Source organism: Enterobacter sp. KBR-315C3_2022 (assembly GCF_041399425.1).
In the GTDB taxonomy this organism is placed as follows: Bacteria; Pseudomonadota; Gammaproteobacteria; order Enterobacterales; family Enterobacteriaceae; genus Enterobacter.
The window spans coordinates 93,058-106,017 of sequence record NZ_JBGKEB010000013.1 but is presented as its reverse complement, the minus strand read 5'-3'; the positions used below and the strand labels follow the sequence as shown (position 1 = coordinate 106,017).

At 57.4% G+C, this 12,960-nt stretch carries 10 protein-coding genes and 2 pseudogenes; 8 read left to right on the top strand and 4 right to left on the bottom strand.

The window, feature by feature from the left end:
• Positions 1-64 precede the first annotated feature (64 nt).
• The 3 genes and pseudogenes from AB8804_RS15105 to AB8804_RS15095 all read left to right on the top strand — a co-directional run bounded on the left by AB8804_RS15105 (position 65) and on the right by AB8804_RS15095 (position 3,251).
• The gene (locus AB8804_RS15105; protein ID WP_371187512.1) at positions 65-1,162 is read left to right on the top strand and encodes a DUF6883 domain-containing protein; all 1,098 of its coding nucleotides are present in this window, start codon (positions 65-67) and stop codon (positions 1,160-1,162) included.
• Positions 1,163-1,173: 11 nt separating this feature from the next.
• Positions 1,174-1,365 (top strand): annotated as a pseudogene (locus tag AB8804_RS15100) (DUF4926 domain-containing protein); the annotation flags it as partial.
• Between the two features lie 230 nt (positions 1,366-1,595).
• On the top strand, positions 1,596-3,251 hold the full coding sequence (locus AB8804_RS15095; RefSeq protein ID WP_371187510.1) for a glucan biosynthesis protein D: 1,656 nt from the start codon (positions 1,596-1,598) through the stop codon (positions 3,249-3,251).
• Positions 3,252-3,354: 103 nt separating this feature from the next.
• Here AB8804_RS15095 and ydcK read toward each other — a convergent pair whose 3' ends face one another.
• The gene (gene ydcK, locus AB8804_RS15090; RefSeq protein ID WP_371187508.1) at positions 3,355-4,335 is read right to left on the bottom strand and encodes a YdcK family protein; all 981 of its coding nucleotides are present in this window, start codon (positions 4,333-4,335) and stop codon (positions 3,355-3,357) included.
• A gap of 121 nt (positions 4,336-4,456) precedes the next feature.
• Here ydcK and tehA point away from each other — a divergent pair.
• Positions 4,457-5,455, top strand: a pseudogene (gene tehA / locus AB8804_RS15085) (dicarboxylate transporter/tellurite-resistance protein TehA); the annotation flags it as partial.
• Positions 5,438-6,052, top strand: a complete 615-nt coding sequence (gene tehB, locus AB8804_RS15080; protein ID WP_371187588.1) for a tellurite resistance methyltransferase TehB — start codon at positions 5,438-5,440, stop codon at positions 6,050-6,052. The pseudogene tehA and the gene tehB, both read left to right, overlap by 18 nt.
• On the opposite strand, the gene pepT is transcribed toward tehB, so the two are convergent.
• On the bottom strand, positions 6,049-7,278 hold the full coding sequence (pepT, locus tag AB8804_RS15075) for a peptidase T (protein ID WP_371187506.1): 1,230 nt from the start codon (positions 7,276-7,278) through the stop codon (positions 6,049-6,051). The two genes, tehB and pepT, sit on opposite strands and share 4 nt — an antisense overlap.
• Before the next feature lie 110 nt (positions 7,279-7,388).
• Between pepT and AB8804_RS15070 the strand changes: the two genes are divergently transcribed.
• Both AB8804_RS15070 and AB8804_RS15065 read left to right on the top strand, forming a co-directional pair.
• The gene (locus AB8804_RS15070; RefSeq protein WP_371187504.1) at positions 7,389-8,984 is read left to right on the top strand and encodes an ABC transporter substrate-binding protein; all 1,596 of its coding nucleotides are present in this window, start codon (positions 7,389-7,391) and stop codon (positions 8,982-8,984) included.
• 136 nt (positions 8,985-9,120) lie between these two features.
• Entirely contained in the window at positions 9,121-9,795 is a 675-nt protein-coding gene (locus tag AB8804_RS15065) for a DUF3313 domain-containing protein (protein WP_371187502.1), read from the top strand.
• A 32-nt stretch (positions 9,796-9,827) separates the two neighbouring features.
• Here the strand turns inward: AB8804_RS15065 and AB8804_RS15060 are convergent, their stop codons facing one another.
• A complete protein-coding gene (locus tag AB8804_RS15060; protein WP_371187500.1) occupies positions 9,828-10,724 on the bottom strand; it encodes a DMT family transporter in 897 nt (298 codons plus the stop codon).
• A gap of 173 nt (positions 10,725-10,897) precedes the next feature.
• Between AB8804_RS15060 and AB8804_RS15055 the strand changes: the two genes are divergently transcribed.
• Positions 10,898-11,770, top strand: a complete 873-nt coding sequence (locus tag AB8804_RS15055) for a helix-turn-helix domain-containing protein (protein WP_371187498.1) — start codon at positions 10,898-10,900, stop codon at positions 11,768-11,770.
• Here AB8804_RS15055 and AB8804_RS15050 read toward each other — a convergent pair.
• Positions 11,750-12,916 (bottom strand): benzoate/H(+) symporter BenE family transporter, encoded by a 1,167-nt coding sequence (locus tag AB8804_RS15050; protein WP_371187496.1) that lies wholly within the window; start codon positions 12,914-12,916, stop codon positions 11,750-11,752. The genes AB8804_RS15055 and AB8804_RS15050 overlap by 21 nt on opposite strands.
• Between the last annotated feature and the right edge of the window lie 44 nt (positions 12,917-12,960).

Here is a 12,960-nt window from a genome sequence, read left to right as displayed (position 1 = left end):
ATTGATTGATTTTAAATTTGTCAGTGCGGAGAATCCCTATGAATCTAAAGGAAAAGGACTCCGCATGTTTCGACTATACCGTTCGGATGATTTAGCCCGTAGGGTAGACCCCACCGACTTCCAGTACATACTCACACCAGCTGGCTCATTAAAAGAAGCATCTATACATTACGACCTCTCTTATGAGGCGAACGGGTTCAGTCTCGCTTTTGGACTCCCAAAAGAAAAATACTGCTCGTCACCACATGAGCAACCCTATGTACGAAAAAATCCTGGCTATGCAGATCCTATATACGATGAGGTAGAGCGGGAGCTGCAAATTGGCTGGCTTGTTGGTGTGGATACGTCCAGACGCTGGAGCAGCAACCGGAACCCGTTTTACATCGATGATAACGGGGACCTGATTTTTACGCCTACCTCCTCGTCATGGCACTCCTGGTTTGAGGAAGAAATTATCAGCGCTTACCGACACGCAATTGCCGACCGTCAGGGACGTAAGCCTGCCTCTACACAGCGTATAAACCACGATTCTTACGGTACAAAAACATTGAACAGTAAAGCCGTTGGTCGTCTGCTTGCGGTCGGCGGTGTGTATAACGGTAATATTGAGGGGTTTCAAAAAACCGCCCAGCAGCTTGGCGGGGAGGCTCCAGCGGGTTACGAGCAAGTCATGAACAACAAAGGGCTAATCATTGCGGGGGCCTCCGCTGTTGCAGGTTTGACAATGGGCAGGTTAAACCCTGTAAGTGAAATCGATGAGATATCAAATCTCACTAAAATCCCCGCTTTTGACCGTCCATATGAAAGGGGCTTCACAACTGAGAACGGTACGTTAGTGAACGCAGAACATGCCGTTATCGATCCGAAAAAACTCGCGACCTATGCTTTAGATTCAACACATCCTGCTGGGGGACACAAAGCCAGGGTATTTGAGTCAGCGCTGGGATACAACCCGACTAATGCAGATGTTTTAGCAGCAAGAATTCAGGAAGGCGTATTATCAGCTCCAGCGAAAGTGCTGCAGGCAAATAATTATGGTCAAACAATGGCTGTCGATATGCCGATTTTAGGCATCAACGGTGAAACAGCGATCGTGCGTACAGGATGGATGTATGAAACAGATGCGCTAGTGCCTCGCCTGACAACCCTGTTCGTTAAATGAGAAAAAAAAAAATGAAAAGAGCCGAATTAGACGTTGTGGTTTTAAACGAGGATCTACCGGATGAAGGGCTGGTAAAGGGGGCTTTAGGTACGATTGTTATGGTTTTCGAAACCCCGACACTGGGCTACCTTGTCGAATTTTGCGACGAGGAAGGAAGAACACTAGCAATGCCCGCTTTGTTACCCGCTCAGCTAAAGAGCTATCGGTAACGTTTGAAGCCCGGCGCGACCGGGCCTCTTTACACAACCATACGGGTTTTTACACCACTTTCAGGCCGTTCTGGTCGACAGAAAATATTTCTCACTTTGCTCAGATATTCACCGGCCAACAATTGGATTTTTAACCGTTTTTGTTTAGGCTGTGCGTTCTTTCTTGCCGTCATTTCGCCGCGCGCGAAGCACATTCACACGACCATAAGGACGTTTTCACAGGCATGAATCGCAGACGTTTTCTAAAAGGCTCCCTGGCAATGGCTGCCCTGAGCGGCACCTCTGGCCTGTCTTCGCTGTTTTCCCAGGCGGCATACGCTGCTGACTCCGACATCGCCGACGGGCAAAGCCGTCGCTTTGACTTCTCCGTCCTGCAATCCATGGCGCACGACCTGGCGAAAACCCCATGGGGCGGTGCGCCGCGTCCGCTGCCGGATACGCTGGCCACCATGACGCCGCAGGCGTATAACGCCATACGTTATGACGAGAAGCAGTCGCTGTGGAATAACGTTGAAGGCCGTCAGCTTGACGTGCAGTTCTTCCATATGGGAATGGGGTTCCGCCGCCGCGTGCGCATGTTCTCGCTGGACTCGTCAACGTCCCAGGCGCGTGAGATCCACTTCCGCCCGGAGCTGTTCAGCTACGGCGAGACGGGCGTTGATACCAAACAGCTGGAAGGTCAAAGCGATCTCGGTTTTGCGGGCTTCCGCGCCTTTAAAGCGCCTGAGCTGGCGCGCCGCGATATCGTCTCTTTCCTCGGCGCGAGCTATTTCCGCGCCGTGGACGATACCTATCAGTACGGCCTGTCCGCTCGCGGCCTGGCGATTGATACCTTCACCGACACGCCGGAAGAGTTCCCGGACTTTACCGCGTTCTGGTTTGAAACCGTCAAGCCTGGCGATACCACCTTCACCGTTTATACGCTTCTGGATAGCCCAAGCATCACCGGCGCCTATAAGTTTGTGATCCACTGCGAGAAGAGCCAGGTGATCATGGAGGTGGAAAACCATCTCTACGCCCGCAAGGACATTAAGCAGCTGGGCATTGCGCCAATGACCAGCATGTTCAGCTGCGGCAACAACGAACGCCGCATGTGTGACACCATTCATCCGCAGATCCATGACTCCGACCGCCTGGCGATGTGGCGCGGCAACGGGGAGTGGATCTGCCGTCCGCTGAACAATCCGCAGAAGCTGCAGTTCAACGCCTACATGGATAAGGATCCGAAGGGCTTCGGCCTGCTTCAGCTTGACCGCGATTTTTCCCACTATCAGGACATTATGGGCTGGTACAACAAGCGCCCAAGCCTGTGGGTGGAGCCGCGTAACAACTGGGGAAAAGGCGCGGTAGGGCTGATGGAGATCCCGACCACCGGTGAGACGCTGGATAACGTAGTGTGCTTCTGGCAGCCGGATAAACGGATCAAGGCGGGCGACGAGCTGGACTTCAAATACCGTCTTTACTGGAGCGCGCAGCCTCCGGTTCGCTCGCCGCTGGCGAACGTCTACGCCACGCGCACCGGCATGGGCGGGTTCCCGGAAGGCTGGGCGCCGGGGGAAAATTACCCGAAAGTGTGGGCGCGACGCTTTGCCATTGATTTTGTCGGCGGCGATTTGAAGGCGGCGGCGCCGAAAGGCATTGAGCCGGTGATCACGCTCTCAAGCGGCGAGGCGAAGCAGGTGGAAATCCTGTACGTTGAACCGTTCGACGGCTATCGCATTCTGTTTGACTGGTATCCAACGTCCGATTCGACCGAACCGGTAGACATGCGCATGTTCCTGCGCTGTCAGGGGGATGCGATCAGCGAAACCTGGCTGTACCAGTATTTCCCGCCCGCGCCGGACAAACGTCAATACGTTGACGACCGGATCATGCGTTAACGGGTGTGGGATTGTGCCGGGTGGCGGCTGCGCTTACCCGGCCTACAAATGCGCCCAGAGGTGGCCGGGTAAGGCGCAGCAACCACCCGGCATAGCCAGAGTGCTATAGCGCCCCGAGCAGCGGCGTGCGGGTGATACGCTCGTCGCCGTTCACCACCTTTTCGCCGCGCAGATGCACGTGCTCCCCGGCGAATGCCTCAATCACCGCGTTGTCCGTTACCTCAACCCGATGTTCGATCAGCACATCACCGCTGATGCGCGCCCGCCCCTGGATCACCACCTTATCGTCAATCAGAATCGGCCCGCCGCGCAGCCACGCCTGGCCGCCAATCAGCACGTGATGCTTGATGACGCAGTTTCCCTCAACGACGGCGTTTTCCGCCACCTGCGAGCTGTAGCGCAGGGTGGGGATGGCATCGTCTTCTAAACCGGCAATCAGGCGCGCGCTGCCGTACACTTTCGCGCAGTCGCATACCCAGACGTTATTAAGCTCGTTGCCCTCCAGAATGGCGTTGTCGAATACCTCGGCGCGGTGCTCGACAAAAGCATAATTCACCATCGCATTGCCATAGATCTGCGCCTGATGCACAATCCGCGACTGGCTCACCGTCGCTCTGTCATAGATTTTCAGGATCTGCTCGCGATCCGGCGTTAGCCCTTTGGCCGCGACAATCATGCTGTTGTGCAGAATGCGCGCATCTCCGTAAATATGGCATTCTCCGCGCACGCTAGAAGCCTGGATGGTGACGTTGTCACTTATTCTGGCGCCGTGACTGACCTGAGCAGCATCCAGCCAGCTGTTACCGCTAATCTCAGCCTGATGGCTGACCACGCAGGGCTGGGTGAGGCGCGCGTTGCCGGACACGCGGGCGCCCGCGTAAACCACGCTGTTTTCATCGTAGATCCAGCAGTCTCCATCCTCTGCGAGGGCGCTCGCATCTTCGACCCAGCCGCCTTTCGTCCCGCACGCAACGTCGTTAAAATCCGCCGTGGCAATCAGCTGGCGCAGGACGACCGCACGTTTTTCATCGCCGTTTTGTTCGTACCACAGGCGGGTTTCATCACTTAGACGGTATTTTTTCATGGTCTATTCTCGTTAAACGCCTTCACTAAACGTAGCAAAGTTTCCGCATGTCGAAGTGCTGGCGTCCGGTGAGGAAACCCCTTAAAATGGCATTTAAAATACATTTTATATTTTAAAATAAATGCATAAATCGAACGACACTCAGCGGGTTTTGAACCTGCCCGCAGGCTATTTCGGCATGGTGCTGGGGATTATCGGCATGGGCTTTGCCTGGCGCTATGCCAGCACAATCTGGCCCGTGACGCGCTGGCCGGGGGAGAGCCTGGTTGCCCTCGCGGTGGCGATCTGGTTGTTGTTGACGGTCGCGTTTGTCACGCGCGCGGTTCGCTTTCCTTACAGCGTGCTGGCGGAGATGCGCCACCCGGTGATGAGCAGCTTTGTCAGCCTTTTCCCCGCGACGACGATGCTGGTTTCCATCGGCTTTGTGCCGTGGTGCCGTCCGGTTTCGCTTGTCCTGTTTAGCGCAGGCGTCGTCGTGCAGCTGTGCTACGCCGCCTGGCAAAGCGCAGGGCTGTGGCGCGGAAAACATCCGCAGGAGGCGACCACGCCGGGGCTTTATCTGCCCACGGTGGCGAACAACTTCATCAGCGCCATGGCCTGCGGCGCGCTGGGCATTCATGATGCCGGTCTGGTCTTTTTGGGCGCGGGGATCTTTTCCTGGCTCAGCCTCGAACCGGTAATTTTGCAAAGGCTGCGCAGCGCCGGAGAGCTGCCCGGGGCAATGAGAACCTCGCTGGGGATACAGCTCGCGCCCGCGCTGGTGGCCTGCAGCGCCTGGTTTAGCGTTAACGGCGGCGAGGCGGATACCTTTGCTAAAATGCTGTTCGGCTACGGCCTGCTGCAGCTGCTGTTTATGCTCCGCCTGATGCCCTGGTATCTATCGCAGCCGTTCAACGCCTCGTTCTGGAGCTTCTCGTTCGGCGTCTCGGCGCTGGCCACTACCGGGCTTCATCTCGGGCAAAGCAGCCCGTCGGGCTTTTTTCACGCCATCGCCATCCCGCTGTTTATTTTTACCAACATCATCATTGCGGTGCTGCTGGTCCGTACATTTATCTTGCTGATGCAGGGCAAACTTCTGGTGCGCGCTGATAAGGCACTGCTTATGCAATCTGAGGAAAAAACAATGACCGCTGATGACAGCTACTTCACCGAGAAATATGGCCTGACCCGCACCCACTCCGAGGTGGTCTACAGCGCAGGGATCGTTAAGCCGGGCAAAACGCTCGACCTGGGCTGCGGCAACGGCCGCAACAGCCTTTATCTGGCCGCCAACGGCTATGACGTGACCGCGTGGGACAAGAACCCGATGAGCATCGACAACATCGAGCGCATCAGGGCAGAAGAAGGGATAACGAACCTGCAGACGGCGGTTAAGGATCTTAACGGCCTGAGCTTTGACGGGGAGTACGATTTTATTCTCTCCACCGTGGTGCTGATGTTCCTGGAGGCGAAAACCATCCCTGGTCTTATCGCCAACATGCAGCGCTGCACGAAGCCTGGCGGGCATAACCTGATCGTCGCGGCAATGGATACCGACGATTACCCGTGCACCGTGGGCTTCCCGTTTGCCTTCAAGGCCGGCGAGCTGAGCCGCTACTATGAAGGCTGGGAGCTGCTTAAGTACAACGAAGAGGTCGGTGAGCTGCACCGCACCGACGCCAACGGCAACCGCATCAAGCTGCGTTTCGCCACCATGCTGGCGCGCAAGCCCGCCTAACGGGCGGCCAGCAGGCAGAGCTGAAGGGCGGTCTTGTAAGACGCCTCGAACGACGACAGCGGTAAAAACTCAAACTTCGAGTGGAAGTTATGTGCGCCGGTGAAAAAGTTCGGGGTGAGCAACCCTTTGGCAGACAGCGCTGCGCCGTCGGTTCCGCCGCGCATAGGCGTCGGCTTCGGCGTGATGCCGAGTGATTCCATCGCCTCGAACATCAAATCGATGGCGCGGCGGTCCTCGCCGATGGCGTTGCTGATGTTGCTGTAGGTGTCCTCAATGCGGTATTCCACGCTTGCCGTGGGGTGCTGGGCAGCAATCAGGTAAGCAACGTCGGCGATCTGCTGCTTGCGGGCGGCAAAGCCGTCTTTGTCAAAGTCGCGAATATTGGCCTTCAGCAGCGCGTCGTTTTGCCCGGCCTGAATGCCGTTAAACCAGATGTAGCCCTCGCGGCCTTCGGTGCACTCCGGGGTTTGCTGGCGGTCAAAGTGGCTCATAAAATCGGTTGCCATCAGTAGCGGGTTCACCAGCACGCCTTTGGCGGACATCGGGTGCGCCGTTACGCCGGTAAAGCGGATTTCTGCCGCGGCCGCGTTGAAGTTCTCATACACGATTTCTCCCAGCTCACAGCAGTCGATGGTCCAGGCGAAGTCAACGTCGAAGCGCGCCAGGTCCAGCGCTTTTGCGCCGCACAGCCCTATCTCTTCATCGGGCACAAACGCCACCACAATATCGCCGTGCCGGTGTTCCGCCGTCAGGTTTTCCAGTACCGTCATCACCACGGTGACGGCGGATTTATTATCTGCGCCTAATACGCTGGTTCCGTCGCTGAAAATAATCTCTTCATTAGGATAAGCCAGAATTTCCGGGTGCTCATTGACGCGCAGCCAGACGTCTTTCTCTTTATTCAGGCAGAGGTCTTCACCGGTAAACGTTAATATTTGTGGATGAATATCCGGTGAAAGGCCGACGTCAACCGTATCAATATGGGTAATAAAACCGACGCGCGGCGCGCCGGGAACATTGCCCTTTTTTACCGCCGTTACCGTGGCAAATTCGTCGATGACGATATCGTCTAAACCCAGCTGCTGCAGCTCCTCCGCCAGCTCGCGGGCCATGTCGTACTGGCCCGGCGTGGAGGGGAGCGTTTTAACCTTCGCGTCGCTCTGGCTGGTGATGGCGAGATAGCGAAAGAAACGGTGCGTTAATTGTCTGGAGAGCGGGGAAGCCATAGTGAATCCTTCTCTTTTTGTTTTTCAGGTGTTTGCATAATCACTTTAATGTTATTTATGAAATGGCAAAAGAATTAATTAGCCGTCGAATAAAAAGACAGGAATAAAATATGAAATGCAAACGCACAACCTTAACGCTGGCGCTTGCGGCGCTGACGGTCAGTTCTACCGTTGCGGCAAAAACGCTGGTCTATTGTTCCGAAGGATCGCCGGAAAACTTCAATCCTCAGCTTTATACCTCCGGCACCAGCGTGGATGCCAGCGCCGTTCCGGTCTATAACCGCCTGGTCGACTTCAAGCCCGGAACGACCGAGCTGGTGCCGAGCCTCGCCGAGCGCTGGGACATCAGCGACGACGGCAAGGTCTACACCTTCCATCTGCGCCAGGGCGTTAAGTTCCAGAGCAACAAATCCTTCACCCCCAGCCGCGATTTCAACGCGGACGACGTGATCTTTTCGTTTATGCGCCAGAAGGACGTCAATCACCCGTACCACAACGTCTCTAACGGCAGCTACTCCAACTTTGAAAGCCTGGAGTTCGGCAGCCTGATTACGGCGATTGATAAAGTGGACGACCACACCGTGCGCTTTACGCTGGCGCATCCGGAAGCGCCGTTCGTGGCCGACCTGGCGTGGTATTTCGCCTCGATTCTTTCAGCGGAATATGCCGACGCGATGCTTAAAGCAGGCACGCCGGAGAAGGTGGATATGGATCCTATCGGCACCGGGCCGTTCAGGCTGGCGCAGTACCAGAAAGATTCCCGCATTCTGTTTACCGCGTTCCCTGACTATTGGCAGGGGAAATCGAAGCTGGACCGCCTGGTGTTTACCATCACGCCGGACGCCTCGGTGCGCTTCGCGAAAGTTGAGAAAAACGAGTGTCAGGTGATGCCGTTCCCCAACCCGGCGGATTTACCGCGCATGAAGGCGAATAAGGATATCAACCTGATGAGCAAGGCGGGGTTGAATACCGGTTTCCTGGCATTCAATACCCAGAAGCCGCCGCTGGATAACGTCAAGGTTCGCCAGGCGCTGGCCATGGCGATTAACAAGCCGGCCATTATCGACGCCGTGTTCCACGGCACGGGCACCGCGGCAAAAAACCTGCTGCCGCCGGGCGTCTGGGGGGCCGATAGCGAGCTGAAGGATTACGACTACGATCCCGAAAAAGCGAAGGCGCTGCTCAAGGAGGCCGGTTTCGCCAACGGCGTGAGCATCGACCTGTGGGCGATGCCGGTTCAGCGCCCGTATAACCCGAACGCGAAGCGCATGGCGGAGATGATTCAGGCGGACTGGGCGAAGGTGGGCGTGCAGGCCAGGGTCGTCACCTATGAGTGGGGTGAATACCTCAAGCGCGTGAAGGGCGGTGAGCATCAGGCCGCGCTGATGGGCTGGACCACGGCGACGGGCGATCCGGATAACTTCTTTGGTCCACTGTTTACCTGTACGTCCGCGAACGGCGGCTCGAACTCGGCGAAATGGTGCTACAAGCCGTTTGATAAGCTCATTGCGGAGGCGAAATCGATAACCGATCGCGATAAGCGCGTGGCGCTTTACAAAGAGGCGCAGCAGATGATGCATGACCAAATGCCTGCCGTCATGATTGCGCACTCCACCATCTTTGAGCCGGTGCGCAAGGAAGTCACGGGCTATGAGATCGACCCGTTTGGCAAGCATCTCTTCTGGCAGTTGGATATCAATAAGTAACGCCAATTACCCGGCGTGCTGGCGTCGGGTGATTTTTCGCAATATGTGCTATCTGCATCATTTTTTGCCACAACACGCACACCTGATTTTTGCTATAACTTCAACTGCATACTTGCGTATAAACTGGAATCTCATCATGCGTACTCACACACTTTTTAAAGTTGCAGTGCTTTCAGGCCTGCTGGCGCTGGCGGGCTGTGCGTCGAAAGTCGCCGAACCCGATCAGTACTCAGGCTTCTTAAAAGATTATTCCGGCCTCCAGCAAACGACGTCAGCGACGGGCAAACCGACGCTGCGCTGGGTCGATCCTTCCTACAACGAAGCCAATTATGACAGCATTATCTGGACGCCGATTACCTATTACCCGACGCCAAAACCGACTACGCAGATTGGTAAACAAACGCTCGACGAGCTGCTGAACTACACCAATACCAAAATGAAAGCCGCCGTGGGCCAGCGCAAGCCGATTGTGACCACGCCGGGCAAGCATAGCCTGATTTTCCGCGGTGCCATTACTGCCGTGAGCGCTCAGAAAGAGGGGCTGCAGTTCTACGAAGTGATCCCCGTCGCGCTGGTCGTAGCGGGTACGCAGATGGCGACCGGCCACCGCACCATGGATACTCATCTGTTCTTTGAAGGTGAGTTAATCGACGCCGCGACCAATAAGCCGGTCATGCGGGTCGTGCGTAAAGGCGAAGGCAAAGAGCTGAGCAACGAAAATACGCCGATGGCGTTCTCAACGCTGAAGCAGGTTGTTGATGACATGGCGACGGATGCCACCATGTTTGACGTGCATAAAACGGCAAAATAAGAAAACGGGCCTGCTCCGCGCAGGCCATTTTTTTACGCCGCGCGCAAGCGCCTGAACCAGGTCTCCGGCTTCGTGAACATCACCATATTCCCGCCCAGAATCAGCAGCAGCCCGACGATCCCGTTCATGTGCCACACGTATCCTTCGTAGACCGTTGAAATTGACAGGGCCACCAGCGGGAACAGCAGGGTGCTGTAGGCCGCTTTGCCGGGGCCGATGCGCCCGACCAGCGTAAAGTACGCGCCGAAGGCAATCACCGAGCCAAAGATCGCCAGGTAGAGCAGCGCGCCGACGTAGCTCACGGTCCATTCCGGCATAAAGCTATCGCCTCTCACCACCGCAATCATCCCCATCACCAGCGTGCCGTAGAGCATCGCCCAGGCGTTGGTGGTCATCGTCTCAAGGCCATTGCGCTGGTGGCGCATGCTGATCATGTTGCCGAGCGAGAACCCGTAGGTGCCGAGCGCGGAAAGGCCAATGCCCGTCAGCAGGGAGGCGCTCCAGCCGCTCGCCAGCAGATCGTCCCAGAAGAGGGTAATGATGCCGATCAGGCCCAGCGCCGCTGCCGTCCAGAATCGTGCCGGAGGCCGCTGGCCGAAGAAAATAAAGCTGTTAATCGCGTTGTACAGCACCGCCATCGAGAAAATGACCGACTCCAGCCCGGTGTTGATGTGCGTCGCCGCGGCGTAAAAACACCAGAAGTTGAAGCAGAACACGCAGCATCCCTGAAGAAGGCAGAACAGATGGTCCTTCAGCGCCAGGCGGCGCAGGCGCTTAAGCGCAATCAGCACGATCATCATCGTGGTGCAGGCCACGGCGAAGCGCCAGAATATCGATACGGGCGCGGCAACCGGCCCCTGCTGAAGAAAAATGGCAATCCACGTCGTTCCCCAGATGATCACGACCAGCCCGTATAATAATGCGTTCATGGTTTCTCTCTTTTCCTACCGCGAAAAGCGGAGTGTGACGCGGTTTGCCCGATGCGGCTTTCACCGGTTTGCGGCGCACTTGCAAAATCTTGCGCTTTTTTATTGGCCCGACTCTGGTAACGCGATGAAACAATTCTTAGACTGAAAGCCTGATCAACGACCTGTTAACGGCCATGTCTCGCGCTTACGACACTTTTGAAACGTTACGCCAACAGAACGCGGTGCTCCGGGAAACGGTCGCGCTGAACTCCGGCATTCAGCTGGCGGCGTGGTACAACAAGCACGATACGATTACCGTCAAAAGCAACCACCATACCCTGAGCCTGTACGTCGCGGACGGCTACGAGAGTTATCAAAAAACGCCGGGCGGATGGAAGAACGGCGGCGGGCCTGACCGCTTTTGCCTGATGCCCAAGGACAGCGAATCGACGTGGGATATCCGCGACGATCTGTCGTTCGTGCACCTCTACTGTACCGATGAACACCTGCGGGACGTCGGGGAGAAGATCTGGGACAAGCGCCCGCTGAGCCTGTCGCTGGATGAAAAAATCTTCGGCAGCGATCCGAAAATCACCGCGCTGTACCGTCAGTTTTTGCTCGGCTGCGACTGGCAGCAAAAGGCCAACCAGCTGACCCTGAGCACGGCGTCCACGCTGCTGCTAACGCACCTGCTGCAAAACTACGCCAACGTGCAGTGGAAGCTGCCGGTCGTAACCGGTGGGCTTTCGCCGTTCGTGCTGCGCAACGTGCTGGCGTTTATTGAAGAAAACCTCTCCCAGCCGCTGACGCTCGCGGAACTCGCCGACCAGGCCGCGCTCAGCGAGTACCATTTCGCGAGGATGTTCCGCCAGTCAACGGGGCAGGCGCCGCACCAGTACGTGATGAAGCGCCGGATGGAGAAAGCCAAAGCGCTGGTCCAGTTCAGCGCGATGCCGCTGACGGACGTTGCGCTGGCCTGCGGATTTAGCTCTGCCAGCCACTTCAGCAACCGCTTTCGCAGCGCGGTGGGGATTGCGCCCTCGCAGCTACGCGCGGCGCAGGCGTGAAAGCACGGCGTAGCCGATCCCGCCGATAGCCAGCCCCCAGAAAGCCGATCCCACGCCGAGCAGCGTGACGCCGCTGGCGGTCACCAGAAAGGTGACGATGGCCGCGTCGCGCTCGGCTTCATTATGCATCGCCTGCGCCAGACTTCCGCTGATTGTGCCAAGCAGCGCCAGCCCCGCCAGCGTCTGGAGCCAGCTGGGCGGCAGGGCGGACATCAGCCCCGTAATCGAGCCGCCAAAAACACCGGCCAGCAGATAAAATACGCCCGCCGCCATCGCCGCCAGCCAGCGGCGGCTGGCATCCGGATGGGCGTCCGGGCTTTGGCAGATGGCGGCGGTTATCGCCGCGATGCAGATGGAGTAGACGCCGAACGGCGAGAGCAGCAGCGCCAGCGCGCCGGTAAATACGATCAGCGGCGAGACCGGCAGCGGGTAGCCGGACGCCTTCATGGTGGCAAACCCGGGCGCGTTCTGCGACGCCATCGTCACCAGGAAAAAGGGCAGGCCGACGCTGACCAGGCTGGTAAGGGTAAACGCGGGGGCAACAAACGTCGGCATCGCGACGGCGAGCGTTAGATTTTTTGTGACAACGTCACCTCCGGCCCATGCCACGACGCCGCCCACCAGCAGCGATGCAACGATGGCATAGCGCGGGGCGAGCGCTTTTGCGAGTAGCCATGCCGCCAGCATGCTGCCGCAAAGCAGAAGATGCCCGTCAAGCTGGCGAAAGGCCTGCAGCCCGAACTGCAGCAGCACCCCGGCCAGCATCGCCGCGGCAAGGGAATGGGGGATCAGCTTCATCAGCCGGGCAAAAAGTCCGGTCACCCCGCACAGCAAAATCAGCGCGTTGGCAAAGATAAATATGCCGATGGTTTCCGCAAGGGTGATGCCGTGCAGGCTGGTCGCAAGCAGGGCCGCGCCCGGCGTGGACCAGGCGGTCAGCACCGGCGCTTTATACCACCAGGAAAGGACCAGCGTGCTGACGCCCATTCCCAGACCCAGCGCCGTCATCCAGCCCGCAATCTGCTGCGCGCTGGCACCGGCTGCCGACGCGGCCTGCCAGATGATGGCCGCCGAGCTGGCGTAGCCCACCAGGACGGCGACGAATCCGGCCAGGACCGTGGGAAAAAGCGTGGATGAACTGCGCATAAAAACTCCAGTGTGCGTTATAGCGTCCGGCATAAGGTAGCATT